A 14,388-nucleotide genomic window follows, 5' to 3' on the forward strand; every position below is an offset into this window, starting at 1 on the left:
CTCGGCACGCCCACAACCCGTGCCGCGCCGCCCGATCGGCACCCTCAGACTGCCCCGGCCCCAAGGCCCACGCGACCGCTGACGGAGCCGTACTCTTTGCCCATGCAGCCCTCGCCGGAGCAGAGTCCGCATCACGCGTACCCCGACCACTGGGAAGCTGACGTGGTCCTCCGTGACGGAGGAACCGCCCGGATCAGGCCCATCACCACGGACGACGCCGAACGGCTGGTCAGCTTCTACGAGCAGGTCTCCGACGAGTCGAAGTACTACCGCTTCTTCGCCCCGTACCCCCGTCTGTCCGACCGGGACGTGCACCGCTTCACCCATCACGACTACGTCGACCGGGTGGGGCTCGCGGCCACGGTCGGTGGCGAGTTCATCGCAACCGTCCGTTACGACCGGATCGACGACCGGGGAATGCCCGCTTCCACGCCCGCCGACGAGGCCGAGGTCGCCTTCCTCGTCCAGGACGCGCATCAGGGCCGGGGTGTGGCCTCGACGCTCCTCGAGCACATCGCCGCCGTCGCCCGTGAGCGCGGCATCCGCCGCTTCGCGGCCGAGGTGCTGCCCGCCAACACCAAGATGATCAAGGTGTTCCGGGATGCCGGGTACACCCAGCAGCGCAGCTTCGAGGAAGGTTCGGTCCATCTCACCCTGGACCTCGAACCGACCGCGGAGTCCCTCGCCGTCCAGCGCGCCCGTGAGCAGCGGGCAGAGGCGCGCTCCGTGCAACGCCTGCTCGCCCCCCGGTCCGTCGCCGTCATCGGCACGGGCCGCACCCCCGGCGGGGTCGGCCGCACGGTCCTGCGCAACCTCCTCGGCGCAGGCTTCACCGGCCGTGCGTACGCCGTGAACAGCGCCTTCGCCGCCGACCAGGGCACCATCGACGGTGTTCCCGCCCACCGCTGCGTCGGTGAGATCGGCGAACCGGTCGACCTCGCCGTCGTCGCCGTCCCCGCCGAACGGGTTCCGGAAGCCGTCGCCGACTGCGGCGAGCACGGCGTCCAGGGGCTGGTCGTCCTCTCCGCCGGATACGCCGAATGGGGCGCCGAAGGCAGGGAACGGCAGCGTGAACTGGTCCGTCAGGCCCGCTCGTACGGGATGCGGATCATCGGTCCCAACGCCTTCGGCCTCATCAACAACGCCGAGGCCGTCCGGCTGAACGCCTCCCTCGCCCCCGAACCGCCGGCCCGCGGACGCATCGGCCTGTTCACCCAGTCCGGAGCGATCGGCATCGCACTGCTCTCCGGGCTCTACCGGCGCGGCGCGGGCCTGTCCACCTTCATCTCCGCCGGCAACCGCGCCGACATCTCGGGCAACGACTTCCTGCAGTACTGGTACGAGGACCCGGACACCGACGTCGCCCTGCTGTACCTCGAATCGCTCGGCAACCCTCGTAAGTTCACCCGCCTCGCGCGGCGCACCGCGGCCGTGAAGCCGGTGGTCGTGGTGAAGGGCGCCCGGCACAGCGGCTCCACCCCGCCCGGCCACGCGGTGCCGGTCAGCCGGATCCCGGACGCGACGGTCTCCGCGCTCATGCGGCAGGCGGGCGTGATCCGTGTCGACACCGTGACGGAGATGGTCGACGCGGGCCTCCTCCTCGCCGATCAGCCCCTCCCGGCGGGCCCGCGGGTCGCGATCCTCGGCAACTCCGAATCGCTCGGCCTGCTCACGTACGACGCCTGCCTGACCGAGGGGCTGCGCCCGCGCCCGCCCCGCGACCTCACCACCGCCGCCACCCCGCAGGACTTCCGGGACGCCCTGACCGAGGCGCTCGCCGACGAGGGCTGCGACGCGGTGGTCGTGACGGCGATTCCGTGGGTGGGCGAGAACGGCGAGGCGGAATCGGGCGACGGAGAGGTGCTGGCGACCGCGCTGCACGCTGCCGCGGCCGCCGGTCCCGCCAAGCCGGTGGCCGTCGTCCATGTGGAGATCGGCGGCCTGGCGGAGGCCCTCGCAGTGGCCACCAGCACGGTCGCCGTGCCGCGCCCCCCGGCGCGGCCCTCCGCGGACGCCCCCACGACCGGCCCCGGCCCCGCGCACACCGCCCCGACACCCGGGAACAGCACACCCACCGCAGCCACCGGCGACGACGCCCCACCCACCACAGCCACAGCCACCGGCACCCGTTCCGGCCGGATCCCCGCCTATCCCGCCGCCGAGCGGGCCGTGCGCGCCCTGGCCGAAGCGGTGCGGTACGCGCAGTGGCGAAGGCAGGCCGCCGTGCCCGGCAAGGTGCCCGAGTTCCTCGACGACACCATCGACGAGCCGGGGGCCGCCGGACTGATCGACGCCCTCCTCGGCCCCGACCCCGACCCGCGGGGCAGAGCGCTCACCCACGACGAGGCGCGCGAACTCCTGGGCCGCTACGGCGTCACCGTACGACCCACACTTCCCGCCCCCGACCCGGAAGCCGCTGTCGCCGCGGCGGCACGGCTCGGCTATCCCGTGGCGCTCAAGACCACCGCACCCCATCTGCGCCATCGCGCCGATCTCGGCGGTGTCCGGCTGGACCTGGCCAACGAGAGCGCGCTGCGCCGGGCGTACGGCGAACTGACCGACCTGCTCGGCAAGCCCGCCGAGCTCCAGCCCGTCGTTCAGGCCATGGCGCCGCGCGGCGTCGACACCGTCGTACGCGCCACGATCGACCCGGCGGCGGGCGCCGTCCTCTCCTTCGGGCTCGCGGGCGCGCCCTCCGAACTCCTCGGTGACACCGCCCACCGCCTGGTTCCGGCCACCGACCGCGACGCCGCCGAGCTGATCCGGTCCATCCGCGCGGCCCCGGTGCTGTTCGGCTGGCGCGGGGCCGCGCCCGTGGACACCGCGGCGCTCGAAGAGCTGCTGCTACGGGTGTCCCGGCTGGTCGACGACCATCCCGAGGTGGTCTCCATCGCCCTGGAACCGGTCGTGGTCGCCACTCACGGCCTGACCGTCCTCGGCGCGAGCCTCCGGCTCTCACCGCCCCCGGCCCGCACCGACCTCGGCCCCCGCCGCCTCCCCAACTACTGACCGCAGCGGCACGGTTCCGTCCCAGGCCGCCGGGCAGGCGCGAAAGCGGGCCCCCATCACCGCGCGAGGCCCGGTCCGCCCTGCCTCACAACGTCCCCGGCAGTCATCCGGCCCCCGTAGGATGGTCCTCATGGCAAAGACCGGTACGACGACCCAGGGGCTGCGCGCGGCGATCGAGCGCAGCGGCTACTACCCGGCCCTCGTGGCCGAGGCGGTGGAGGCCGCCGTGGGCGGTGAGCCGGTCGCTTCGTACCTGGTGCACCAGGAGACCACCTTCGACTCCAACGAGGTGCGCCGCCACGTCACGGTTCTGGTCCTGACGGACACCCGCTTCGTCGTCAGCCACACCGACGAGCAGAACGCGGACACCAGCTCCCCGACGCCGTACGCCACCACCTCCACCGAGTCGGTCAAGCTCGACCGGATCTCGTCGGTCGTGGTCAGCCGGGTCGTGGCCAACCCCGAGAAGTACGTACCGGGCACACTGCCCCGCGAGGTCGTCCTCACCATCGGCTGGGGCGCGGTCTCCCGGATCGACCTGGAGCCCGCCGCCTGCGGCGACCCCAACTGCGAGGCCGACCACGGCTACACCGGCAGCTCCACCGCCGACGATCTGAGCCTGCGGGTCAGCGAGGCCGGTGACGGCCCGGACACCGTGCGCCAGACCCTTGCCTTCGCCCAGGCGCTCTCCGAGGCCACGGCCGCGACCGCGGCGACCGGCCGCTGATGGCCCAGCCGGCCTGGCAGGACCCCGTTCTGCTCCCCATCGACACCGCCCCCGTTCCGGAGTACGGCAGCGGCTCCCTCGCGGATCTGCTGCCCACGCTCGTCGCGGGACAGGGCGTACCCGGCTTCGCCGCGGCGATCCCCGAGCTCACCCCCGCCGACCGGAACTGCGTGTTCCTGATAGACGGCCTCGGCTGGGAGCAGATCAAGGCCCACCCGGACGAGGCACCGTTTCTGCACTCCCTGCTGCCCACCTCGCGCGGCGGCACGGGCCGCCCGATCACGGCGGGCTTCCCGTCCACCACCGCGACCTCACTGGCCTCGGTCGGCACCGGACTTCCGCCGGGGGAGCACGGCCTGCCCGGCTACACCGCGCGCAATCCGGAGACCGGCGAGCTGATGAACCAGCTCCGCTGGCAGCCCTGGACCCCGCCGAAGGTCTGGCAGCCGTACCCCACCGTCTTCAAGCTCGCCGACGCCGCGGGTGTGCGCACCGCCCAGGTCTCCGCCCCCGCCTTCGAGCAGACCCCGCTCACCAAGGTCGCACTCAGCGGCGGCTCGTTCCTCGGCCGGCTGTCCGGCGAGGAGCGGATGGACGTCGCCGCCGAGCGGCTCGCCGCGGGTGACCGGTCGCTCGTCTACACGTACTACAGCGAGGTCGACGGCAAGGGCCACCGCTTCGGCGTCGACTCCGACGCCTGGCGCGGACAGCTCATGTACGTCGACGGCCTGGCCCGGCGCCTGGCGGAACAGCTCCCGCCCCGCTCGGCTCTGTACATCACCGCCGACCACGGCATGATCGACATCCCCTTCGACGAGCAGTCCCGGATCGACTTCGACGAGGACTGGGAGCTGCGCGCGGGCGTCGCCCTGCTCGGCGGCGAGGGCCGGGCCCGTCATGTGTACGCCGTCCCGGGGGCGGCGAACGACGTGCTGACCGTCTGGCGGGAAGTGCTCGGCGAGCAGTTCTGGGTGGCGAGCCGGGACGAGGCCATATCGGCCGGCTGGTTCGGCCCGAAGGTCGACGAACGGGTCCACGGCAGGATCGGCGACGTCGTCGCGGCTGCCCGCGACGACGTGGTGATCACCGCCTCGGTCCATGAGCCGCACGAGTCCGCGATGGTCGGCATGCACGGCTCGATGACCCCCGTCGAGCAGCTCGTCCCCCTGCTCGAAGTACGCTCGTAACCGCGTTTTCCTGCCGACGTTCCCCGCCGCCGCGCTTCACCCCGCCCGAAAGGTGCCCAGCCCCTCATGCCCGAGCTCGTGTTCTTCTCCGGAACGATGGACTGCGGAAAGAGCACTCTGGCGCTTCAAATTGCGCACAACCGGTCGGCCAGAGGGCTGCAGGGTCTCAACTTCACTCGGGACGACCGCGCGGGGGAGGGGAAGCTCTCTTCACGGCTCGGGCTGGTGACCGAGGCTGTCGAGGCGGTACAGGGCATGGATTTGTACGGCTATGTCGTCGACCGGGTGTCGCAGGGCGGCAGGGTCGACTACGTGATCGTGGACGAGGCGCAGTTCCTGGAGCCGGTGCAGATCGACCAACTGGCGCGAGTCGTGGATGACTTGCGCCTGGACGTCTTTTCCTTCGGGATCACTACCGACTTCCGTACGAAGCTCTTCCCCGGTTCGCGGCGGCTGATCGAGCTGGCGGACCGGGTCGAGACGCTTCAGGTGCAGGCGATGTGCTGGTGCGGGGCGCGTGCCACGCACAATGCCCGCACGGTGGGCGGCGAGATGGTGGTGGAAGGTGAGCAGGTCGTTGTCGGTGATGTGAGCAGCCCGGCTGCTGAGGTCGGCTACGAGGTGTTGTGCAGGCGTCACCATCGGCGCCGCATGACGAGCGGTTCTGCCCGTGCTGGCGTGCTGTCACCGGACGTCCTGCCGGTGGCCTCCGACTGAGGGTGTCGGCGACACGGCCGTGGTTCACACTGCGGTGGTCCGCAGAGCCTCTTGGCCTCTTCTCTACCCGATAGCCTGTCCCGTGCACTGGCGGACCCGCCGCCTGGATGCCCGACGGCGGTTGCCCAGTGAGCGCAGCGCGGTGGGCAACCGGTCGCGGGTGGTTGGTGCTCCATCGAGACACCGCGCCCGTGCTGATGGCTGGTCGTGGAGCGGACGTCCGGCCGTGAAGTGGGCGATTTCGGCGTAATATGCGTGGTTCCCGCTCCGGGTGAGTACTTCCAGCCGGGTGATGTCGCGTTGCTGAAGTGTCGTCGCCGCGGCCCATGGCTGCGGATGGGGTCGACGGCCGCCAGTTGCCTTGGCGGCCGGGCCTATGGCTGCGAGGATCGTTGGGTAAGCGTGGGTGCCCGGACTGGGCCGGGACGGGCTACTCAGGCGTCGGTGGTTTGTGGCTCGGTCCGGCTACTCCTGTTGGACGCCACGGCGCAGACCGCGAAGGTCACTCCGAGCAGGCCGAAGATGATTGCCAAGTTTCCTTTCGCTTGGATGTCCGCCTGCCGCACCGCAACCTCCCTCTCCCAGAACGCCGCATCCTTCTGCATGGTCGACTGGTGCTCAAAGAAGCACTTCGAGAAGAGCTGATCGGGAGGGGTATCTGCCTTGGCCTCGCACTCGGCGTCCTGGAAGAGATCTATCTTGCTGCCGTATTTGTCCAGCGGCTCATCGGACACCTGAGAGGTCGCACTGAGTGCGACCGCCGACAAGATCACCGCCGTGATCATGCTGAACATCGCCAAGACGATACAAAAGACGGTTCCGGCACTGCGCCCTTGGGATGACATGGCAGGGAGGCCAGCGGCATGCGTGAACCACTGTCAGCCCGGCTGCACTTGCCGACCAGTTCGCACCCCGTCGACTCCGCAGGCACCTCGGCCGCCGCGTGCACGCTCTGGGTGTCGAGCACCGCCAGGCTCGGGTCAGCCTTCCGGCGGCCCATCTCTCTCACCTGCCAGCGCAGCAGGTCGTGAATGGTCTGGTCGATGCCTTCGTCGCGCCAGAGGTAGAAGTAGTACTTCACCGCACCCGGCGGGGGAAGGTCATGTGGGAGCAGTTCCCACTGACAGCCCGTTCGCCCTTGGTGGAGCAGCGCGTTGACGATCTCCCGCATCGCGCACCGACCCTGATGGCCGCTGACCGAGGGATGCGCGGCCTTCTACGCGGTGAGCACCGGACACGGCACCGCATCATCCCGGGTGCGGGCCCGTGACCACCACCGCGCCACCACTGTCCGCCACGTCCTCGACGACAGCCCGTAAAGCGCCGTCCCCACAAGGGAGTTGACGCCCATCACAAGAACATGATTACCGGCGGCCACCCGCCGCGGACAACCGCCTCCCGTTCGCGCCGCCCCATCGCATCCGGCCTCTCTCCTCAGGTCCCGCATCCTGCCACCCGTGAACAGGGCGCGGACGGGCCGGGGCCACACGGCGCGCATCGACGGTGTGCCGGACACGGCCGACGACCGCGCCATGATTCCAATCGCCCCAGTGGCCCCGGGAGTTCCATCTCGACGCCTCCCCTCTTGACCTTCCATTTACCTTCGAGTGGAGAGCGGGCCACCTCGGCTTCCTAGTGTGGCGAACCCCTGACAGGGGCACCCCGTTGTTGATCTCGGCTGGAGGCCGTACGTGCGCCCCGACACACCTGCTTCACCTTCGATGTCCGAACTGGCCCAGCGTCGCCTGTCCCGCAGGACGGTGGTGGCCGGAGGGCTCGTCACCGCCGCCGCGTCGTTCTTCGCGGCCCCGCCCGCGGCAGCCGCTACCGAACAGGCGGGTGTTGCGACTCATGGTGGTCGCAAGCCGCTGCTCGGGTTCCCTGCGGTCTCACCGAGTACCGCCGACAAGGTCGTGCTGCCGCCGGGCTACAGATACCAGGTGCTCTACCCCTGGGGTCACCCGATCGTGCCGTCCGGGCCCGCCTTCGCCGAGGACGCCGGCAACACCGCTGCCGAGCAGGCCAAGCAGGCAGGTGACCAGCACGACGGCATGTGGTTCTTCCCACTCAAGGGCGATCGCTCCGGTCTGCTCTGCGTGAACCACGAGTCCACGGCCGAGCAGTTGCTGCACACCGACGGCCGTGCCGACTGGACGTCGGAGAAGACCGCCAAGTCGATGGCCGCGCACGGTGTGTCGATCATCGAGATCGAACGGCGCCGCAACGGCCAGTGGCACCTCAACGAATCCAAGTACGCCCGCCGGGTGACCATGACCACGCCTGCCGAGATCACGGGTCCGGCGGCGGGACACCCGCTGCTGCGCACCAGCGCGGACCCCTACGGCGTCCGGGTGCTGGGCACCCTGAACAACTGCGCCAGCGGGCCGACCCCTTGGGACACCTACCTGACGTGCGAAGAGACGATCAACAAGTACTTCTTCTACGACGAGGAACCGCCGCCGGCCGGCTCGGTCGAGGAGCGCTACGGCATCGGATCGGAGAGCCCGTACCCGTGGTACACCACGGAACCGCGGTTTGACATGCGGGTGGAGCCCAACGAGTACAACCGGTTCGGCTGGGTGGTCGAGATCGACCCCTTCGACCCTTCGTCGAAGCCGAAGAAGCGGACCGCCCTGGGTCGCATGGAGCACGAGAACGCCGTCGTCGTGCGCGGCAAGCGCGGTGAGGCCGTCGTCTACATGGGCGATGACACGCAGTTCGACTACTTCTACAAGTTCGTGGGCGCCGAGCCGATCAAGGACGCGCTCAAGCATCGGCGCAGCCCTCTCGACAAGGGCACCCTGTACGTCGCCCGGTTCGAGGAGGACGGCTCCGGCAGGTGGCTGCCGCTGGTGCACGGCAAGCCGGGCCTGACCAAGGCCGACGGGTTCGCCGACCAGGCCGAGGTGCTGATCCATGCGCGTCTTGCCGCGGATGCCGTGGGAGCCACCCCTATGGACCGCCCGGAGTGGTGCTCGGTGCAGCCCGGCACCGGCGCGGTGTTCTTCACCTGTACCAACAACACGGCCCGAACCGAGTCGGTGAACGCGCCCAACCCGCGGCTCAACAACCGTTTCGGGCACATCATGAAGATCGACGAGAACCGCAACCCCGGCTCGGCGAAGTTCGAGTGGGACATCTTCCTGCTCGCCGGGGACGAGGCCAGCGGCGCCACCGTTCCCCCGGACCAGGCCTTCGGCTCGCCCGACGGCCTCTGGTTCGATGCGCAGGGCCGGCTGTGGATCCAGACCGACGGAACCCAGCCGACGGTCAACGGCGTCGCGCAGAACAACCAGATGCTGGCGGCCGACCCCGACACCGGCGACATCCGGCGGTTCCTGGTCGGTCCGCCGCGCTGCGAGATCACCGGCATCACGTCCACGCCGGACGGCCGGTCGCTGTTCGTGAACATCCAGCACCCCGGTGACTCCGGTACGCCCGAGAACCCCAGGTCGAGTTCGAACTGGCCGGACTTCAGCCCCACCGGTCGTCCCCGGTCGGCCACGATCGTCATCACCAGGGAAGACGGTGGTGTGGTCGGCGCCCGCTGAGCGCACTCCACGCAGACCTCGACGCCGGCGCCGGTCCGCAGCGGTTGCGGTACCGGCGTCGGCGTTCAGGTCTGCCGGATCACCACATCGATGCCGGGCCGGGCATTACAGGTCATCTCAATTGGCTGGTCGGCGGTAGCGAATGAGGGTGCAGGCAATGCCGTAGCTCGATCCGACGCGTCCCATGCTAGGGCGGATGCCATGCTGTCGGCTGGTGTCGGCGAAGGTCCGGCTCACGTATGGGGCGCCCCTGTCCGTGTGAAATCGTGGTGCGCTTCTTGCGGGGCGAGCCGTGGGGCAGTTGGGGTGAGAACTGGGACTATCTCCTCCTGGCCGTCCAAGGTTCCGAAGAGGACCGGAATCCCGCCGAGATTTACGCGGCCCGCGCCGCTGCCTTGATCTGACATCTGTGGACGGCACACCGCCCGGATCAGCGAGACCATCGACGATGGGGCGGCTGACTGAGCGTCTCGAAGGTGGGCTTTGAAGTGCGCCGAAGCTGATCTGCATCGTCTGTGACGGCACCTGCGACGACGGGCACGTGTACGTGAGCACTCTCTCTGTGTCGACCGAGGGGCGCAGAGCGCTTGGCGTCATGGCAGGTGCGCAATGGGAGATGGTGGATAGTCAAGTACAAGGACGCCGGCGCTGCAGATCGGCCACAACCGTTCGGCGCGCGGCCTGCAAGGCGTGATCTTCACCCGTGACGACCGGGCGGGGGAGGGGAAGCTCTCCTCGCGCCTCGGGCTGGTCACCGAGGCCGTCGAGGCCGATGAGGACATGGATCAACCGTTCGGCGGCGGAGGTCGGCTACGAGGTGCTGTGCCGTCGTCACCACCGTCGGCGCGTGACCAGCACCGTGGCCCACGCCGGCGCCTTTTCTCCGGACGCCCTGCCGGTCACCCCCGCCTGATCTCGCGGCCCGGTCTCACCCCACGAGCGGGAGCACGGCTGCGCCGCAGGACCGAAGCGCCGTCATATCGGCTCCCGTGTCTTCTGTACGGTGCCGTGGGGTACCCCGGTCCGCACCGTGTGCCGGGGATGGCGACGGCCCGCGGCCACGGTCACCATCGCGGCGGTGAGCGAGGCCAGCCCGCCGACCACGAATCCGGACCGTGCTCCCCAGCGTTCGGTGAGCCAGCCGACGAGCAGGGCGCCGAGCGGGGTGGAGCCCTGGAGGATCAGGGTGTACAGGGCCAGGACACGGCCGCGGTAGCGCGGGTCGCTGCCGAGCTGGATGCGGTGGTTGGCGGCCTGCGCGAAGTAGATCGCCGCGAACCCCGTGAGGAAGAGCAGCACCACCGCGGCCGCGTACGAGGGTGCCAAGCCGACACTCGTCTCCAGGACGCCGAAGACGACCGCGGACCCGGTCACCAGGCGGGCGGGCGGCCGACCGCGGCGCGCGGTCGTGGCGAACGCCGCCATGAGCGATCCCGCGGCGAACGCGGCCGTCAGCAGGCCGAAGGAGGACGCGTCGGAGTGGAACACCGACTTCGCCAGCAACGGCAGCGTCAGCTGGAAGTTCAGCCCGAACAGGCCGATCGCCGCGACGAGAACCATCGGCACTCTCAGATCGGCGCGGCTCACCGTGTAGCGCAGCCCGTCTACGACACGCGAGCGCGTGCGCCCGCCCGCCACCCGGTGCAGTTCGGCCGAGCGCATCAGACGCAGCCCCACCACGGTGGCGCCGTAGCTGGCGGCGTTGACGAGCATCACCCAGCCGGTGCCGACGGCCGTGATGAGCAGCCCGGACACGGCCGGTCCGACGACTCGGGCGGCGTTGAAGTACGCGGCGCTGAGCGCCGACGCGTTCGGCAGCAGCTCCGCCCCGACCAGCTCGCTGACGAAGGCCATCCTGGTGGGGACCTCGACGGAGTTCACCAGACCGAGGCCGAGCGCGAACGCGTAGATGTGCCACAGTCCGGCCGCGCCGGCGAACACCAGCAGCGACAACAGCAGCGCGAGCGCTCCCGAGGCCAGATTCGTGATCGTCAGGAGCATGCGCTTGTCGTAGCGGTCGGCGAGCCGCCCGCCGTAGAGCGTGAACAGCAGCAGAGGCGTGAACTGCAGGGCCGTCACGGTGCCCAGGGCCGTACCGGAGTCACCGGTCAGTCCGAGGACCAGCCAGTCCTGGGCGACGACCATCATCCAGGTGCCCGCCACCGACACGATCTGTCCGCCCGCGAAGAGCCGGAAGTTGCGCACGCGCAGGGCACGGAAGGTCTCCGGGAGCAGAGCCGTCACCGGCGGACATCCACATTCCGGTCTTCGGCGTCCGCCGCTCGGCCCGGTGCCGCCAAGCACTCCTCCAGGAACGCGAAGGCCCTCAGATGGTAGGGACGGGCGGCCCTGCCGAGGCTGATGTTGTGCCCGGCGCCGGACATCCGGTCCATGACCGCGCGGGGCGCCGCGGACAGCCGGGCGGTGAGATCGGCGAGGTCCTCGTCCGCGTGCCGCCACCATGCCTCGTGCTCGGCGAAGGTCAGCCGGACGGGCACCCGGATCCGCGGCAGGATCTCGGCGGACAGCCGTGCCCAGCCGCCGACCGCGTCCACCTCGCGCGGCGGCACCGGGGCCACGACCGGCTGGATGGCACTGAAGGTGTCGGGCGGATAGAGGCTCAGCGGTCCCCAGTTGAGCCTCCGGTTCGCGGAGCCGAGGCTTTGGTGCACCTCTGTGGGTGCCACGGCGAGCCGGTGGCCGCACCCGGAGATGTCCAGCCCCAGCAGCCCTTCCGGAGCCTTGTCGGCGGCGAGCGTGAGCGCGAGTTTGCCGCCGAAGGAGTGGCCCAGCACCAGCACGCCGCCGCCCGTCGCACCGCGTGAGGTGAAGCGCTCGATGGCGGCGGACAGTTCGGCCGCCTGTTCGACGAGTGTCTGCCCGTCGGGCAGTCTGGCCGCGGATGTGCCGTAGCCGGGGCGGTCCAGGGCAAGCACGGTGTAACCGAGGGACGCTCCGAGGGTCAGCAAGGACACATCCGGGTGGGCCTGCCCGTCGAAGTAGCCCGCGCTCATGCCACCGCCGTGCAGAGCGATGACGACGGCTCGCGGAGAACCCTGCGGTGGTTCACTCAGCAGACCCGAGAGTCTCACGGCGGCTGCCTTCAGCGTGATGCGGTGCACGCCCGGAGAGACCGGGGCCGGACGCAGCGCCACGTGGCGCCGCACCGCCCTTCGAGCGGTGGCCGGTGGCGTGGTGGCCGCCGAGATGTCTGCCATGCGTCACTCCTTGACCTCCTCGCCGCCCTCGACGGCGACCCTGACGATCGTGCCTTGCATCGGCGACGTGAGCGTGTAACCGGAGGCGTTTGGACCGGTCTTCTTCGTCGCGCGGTGTTCGGGCCCGGCGTCGGCCGCGAGTCGGGTGCGGGCCGGGCTCATGCCCGCCGACGAGGGCAGGGAGCCCTCCGGGCGAAGGCCGGGCGGTGGTCGACCGAGCCCTCGGGCGTCCGGTGCGGATGCTTAGGATGACGCCGTGAACACGGTGAGCGGAACAGAGGCCGAGTCCGAACCGGGCCCGCTGGGCAAGGTGCAGCCGAGGCAGCTGATCGTGACGGTCTACGGGCTGTACGCGCGCGACACCGACGGCTGGATGTCCGTGGCCTCGCTGATCCAGCTGCTCGCTGACCTCGGCGTCGAGGGGCCGACCGTACGGTCCTCGGTCTCCCGGCTGAAGCGCGCCGGACTTCTCGAAGCCGAATCGGTCTCCGGAGCGGCCGGATACCGGATCTCATCCGAGACCGAGCGGATCCTGCGCGACGGCGACCCGCGCATCTTCGCGGCCCGGAGGGCCACCGTGGACGAGGGCTGGGTGCTGGTCGTCTTCTCCGTGCCCGAGTCCGAGCGCGCCAAGCGGCACACCCTGCGCACCCAGCTCACCCGGCTCGGCTTCGGTTCCGTGTCCGCCGGGGTGTGGATCGCACCGGGCCATGTGCACGAGGAGGCGGAGGACATGCTGGCCAGGCACGGGCTGCGCTCGTACGCCGACCTCTTCCGGGCCGACTACCTCTCGGTGGCGGGGGACAAGGACAAGGCGGGGGACAAGGACAAGAAGGACGACGGGAGCGGGGACCTTCCCGCGAAGGTGCGCTCCTGGTGGGACACCGTGCGGCTGCAGCAGCTGTACGTCGAGTTCCTCGCCGTGCACCGCCCGGTGGCCGAGCGGATCGCGAGCGGCGGCCCGGTGACGGACCGCGAGGCGTTCGCGACGTACATCAGGGTCCTCACCGACTGGCGCAGGCTCGTCTATCTCGACCCGGGTGTGGCGCGTGAACTGCTGCCCGCCGAGTGGAGCGGAACCGAGGCGTCCGAACTCTTCGACGAGCTGCACGCCCGGCTGGCCGGCCCCGCCCGCCGGCATGTCGATCGGGTCAGGGCCGGCTGACCGGCCCGCCCCGCGCCCGGGCTGCTCAGTAGCGGGCGGCCGACCGTACGATCGTGAACACCGCGCCCTCCGGATCCGCCACGGTCGCCACCCGGCCGCTCGACCCCTCCCGGGGCGGCTGCAGGATGTATCCGCCGAGCTCCACCACGCGCTGCGCGGCAGCGTCGGTGTCGTCGACCTCGAAGTACGTCATCCAGTGCGGGCCGCGGTCGCGGGGCAGGGCGTGACCGACGCCGTGCAGCGAGGCCACCGGACGGCCGTTCAGATGCAGGGTCTGATAGTCGAAGTCCGCCGAGACGACCGCCTCCGCCTCATAGCCGAAGACCGTCTGGTAGAACTTGCAGACCGTCGAGGTCTCGCGGGTCACCAGCTCGTTCCAGACCGGGGTGCCGTGGGCTCCGGCGAGTGCCGTGCCGACGTGCGCGGCGGCCTGCCAGATCCCGAAGACCGCGCCACTGGGGTCGGAGGCGATGGCCATCCGGCCCGCCTCGCCCGCATCGAGCGGCCCGACGGCGACCGTGCCGCCGCAGGAGCGGATCACCTCCGCCGTGACATCGGCGTCGTCGGTGGCCAGATAGGTGGTCCAGGCGACCGGCAGATGGCGGTCGGGCGGCAGCTGTCCGATGCCCGCGACCACCTTCCCGTCGATCAGCGCGCGGACGTACGGACCGAGCTGGTCCGGGCCCGGCACGAACTCCCAGCCGAACAGATCGGCGTAGAAATCCTCGGTCGTGCTCAGGCCGTGCACGATCAGACTCACCCAGCAAGGCGCTCCGGGCGTGCGTCGGGCGGCAGCCTCGGTCATCGTCACTCT

The 14,388-nt window shown here is 70.5% G+C and carries 11 protein-coding genes and 3 pseudogenes; 8 read left to right on the plus strand and 6 right to left on the minus strand.

Going from position 1 to position 14,388, the window contains the following annotated elements; translation table 11 throughout:
* Positions 1-102 precede the first annotated feature (102 nt).
* The 4 genes from OG507_RS30225 (at position 103) to OG507_RS30240 (ending at position 5,640) form a co-directional block, all read left to right on the plus strand.
* Complete coding sequence (locus OG507_RS30225) at positions 103-3,009, plus strand: bifunctional acetate--CoA ligase family protein/GNAT family N-acetyltransferase (protein WP_327370287.1); 2,907 nt, start codon at positions 103-105, stop codon at positions 3,007-3,009.
* 130 nt (positions 3,010-3,139) lie between these two features.
* The gene (locus OG507_RS30230) at positions 3,140-3,736 is read left to right on the plus strand and encodes a DUF5998 family protein (protein WP_327370288.1); all 597 of its coding nucleotides are present in this window, start codon (positions 3,140-3,142) and stop codon (positions 3,734-3,736) included.
* Positions 3,736-4,923: an alkaline phosphatase family protein gene (locus tag OG507_RS30235; RefSeq protein ID WP_327370289.1), complete on the plus strand. Its 1,188-nt coding sequence runs from the start codon at positions 3,736-3,738 to the stop codon at positions 4,921-4,923. Before OG507_RS30230 ends, OG507_RS30235 begins: the two co-directional genes overlap by 1 nt.
* Before the next feature lie 66 nt (positions 4,924-4,989).
* Positions 4,990-5,640 carry a thymidine kinase gene (locus OG507_RS30240; protein ID WP_327370290.1) on the plus strand — a complete coding sequence of 217 codons (651 nt, stop codon included), beginning with the start codon at positions 4,990-4,992 and terminating at the stop codon, positions 5,638-5,640.
* Between the two features lie 434 nt (positions 5,641-6,074).
* On the opposite strand, the gene OG507_RS30245 is transcribed toward OG507_RS30240, so the two are convergent.
* Together OG507_RS30245 and OG507_RS30250 are read right to left on the minus strand one after the other, a co-directional pair.
* Positions 6,075-6,434, minus strand: a complete 360-nt coding sequence (locus OG507_RS30245; protein WP_327370291.1) for a hypothetical protein — start codon at positions 6,432-6,434, stop codon at positions 6,075-6,077.
* A gap of 116 nt (positions 6,435-6,550) precedes the next feature.
* A pseudogene (locus tag OG507_RS30250) lies at positions 6,551-6,883 on the minus strand (transposase); the annotation flags it as partial.
* 478 nt (positions 6,884-7,361) lie between these two features.
* On the opposite strand from OG507_RS30250, the gene OG507_RS30255 reads away from it, so the two are divergent.
* The 3 genes and pseudogenes from OG507_RS30255 (at position 7,362) to OG507_RS40505 (ending at position 10,104) form a co-directional block, all read left to right on the plus strand.
* Positions 7,362-9,191 carry a PhoX family protein gene (locus tag OG507_RS30255; protein WP_327370292.1) on the plus strand — a complete coding sequence of 610 codons (1,830 nt, stop codon included), beginning with the start codon at positions 7,362-7,364 and terminating at the stop codon, positions 9,189-9,191.
* A 648-nt stretch (positions 9,192-9,839) separates the two neighbouring features.
* Positions 9,840-9,977 (plus strand): annotated as a pseudogene (locus tag OG507_RS40500) (thymidine kinase); the annotation flags it as partial.
* On the plus strand, positions 9,964-10,104 hold the full coding sequence (locus tag OG507_RS40505; protein WP_442811042.1) for a hypothetical protein: 141 nt from the start codon (positions 9,964-9,966) through the stop codon (positions 10,102-10,104). The pseudogene OG507_RS40500 and the gene OG507_RS40505, both read left to right, overlap by 14 nt.
* Before the next feature lie 62 nt (positions 10,105-10,166).
* Here OG507_RS40505 and OG507_RS30265 read toward each other — a convergent pair whose 3' ends face one another.
* From OG507_RS30265 to OG507_RS30275, 3 genes and pseudogenes are all read right to left on the minus strand, one after another.
* Positions 10,167-11,435 carry an MFS transporter gene (locus OG507_RS30265; protein WP_327370293.1) on the minus strand — a complete coding sequence of 423 codons (1,269 nt, stop codon included), beginning with the start codon at positions 11,433-11,435 and terminating at the stop codon, positions 10,167-10,169.
* Positions 11,432-12,313 (minus strand): alpha/beta hydrolase, encoded by an 882-nt coding sequence (locus OG507_RS30270; protein WP_327372155.1) that lies wholly within the window; start codon positions 12,311-12,313, stop codon positions 11,432-11,434. The genes OG507_RS30265 and OG507_RS30270 overlap by 4 nt, the downstream gene beginning before the upstream one ends.
* A 102-nt stretch (positions 12,314-12,415) precedes the next feature.
* Positions 12,416-12,610, minus strand: a pseudogene (locus OG507_RS30275) (acetyl-/propionyl-CoA carboxylase subunit alpha); the annotation flags it as partial.
* A 55-nt stretch (positions 12,611-12,665) separates the two neighbouring features.
* On the opposite strand from OG507_RS30275, the gene OG507_RS30280 reads away from it, so the two are divergent.
* A complete protein-coding gene (locus tag OG507_RS30280; protein ID WP_327370294.1) occupies positions 12,666-13,574 on the plus strand; it encodes a PaaX family transcriptional regulator in 909 nt (302 codons plus the stop codon).
* A gap of 25 nt (positions 13,575-13,599) precedes the next feature.
* Here OG507_RS30280 and OG507_RS30285 read toward each other — a convergent pair whose 3' ends face one another.
* Positions 13,600-14,379 (minus strand): VOC family protein, encoded by a 780-nt coding sequence (locus OG507_RS30285; protein WP_327370295.1) that lies wholly within the window; start codon positions 14,377-14,379, stop codon positions 13,600-13,602.
* Positions 14,380-14,388: the final 9 nt, after the last annotated feature.

Source organism: Streptomyces sp. NBC_01217, from assembly GCF_035994185.1.
Classification (GTDB): Bacteria; Actinomycetota; Actinomycetes; order Streptomycetales; family Streptomycetaceae; genus Streptomyces.

Excerpts from the sequence above, each read along its gene's own strand:
- OG507_RS30225 (WP_327370287.1), top strand. The coding sequence starts at position 103 with ATGCAGCCCTCGCCGGAGCAGAGTCCGCATCACGCGTACCCCGACCAC.
- OG507_RS30230 (WP_327370288.1), top strand. The coding sequence starts at position 3,140 with ATGGCAAAGACCGGTACGACGACCCAGGGGCTGCGCGCGGCGATCGAG.
- OG507_RS30235 (WP_327370289.1), top strand. The coding sequence starts at position 3,736 with ATGGCCCAGCCGGCCTGGCAGGACCCCGTTCTGCTCCCCATCGACACC.
- OG507_RS30240 (WP_327370290.1), top strand. The coding sequence starts at position 4,990 with ATGCCCGAGCTCGTGTTCTTCTCCGGAACGATGGACTGCGGAAAGAGC.
- OG507_RS30245 (WP_327370291.1), bottom strand. The coding sequence starts at position 6,434 with ATGTTCAGCATGATCACGGCGGTGATCTTGTCGGCGGTCGCACTCAGT.
- OG507_RS30255 (WP_327370292.1), top strand. The coding sequence starts at position 7,362 with ATGTCCGAACTGGCCCAGCGTCGCCTGTCCCGCAGGACGGTGGTGGCC.
- OG507_RS40505 (WP_442811042.1), top strand. The coding sequence starts at position 9,964 with ATGAGGACATGGATCAACCGTTCGGCGGCGGAGGTCGGCTACGAGGTG.
- OG507_RS30285 (WP_327370295.1), bottom strand. The coding sequence starts at position 14,379 with ATGACCGAGGCTGCCGCCCGACGCACGCCCGGAGCGCCTTGCTGGGTG.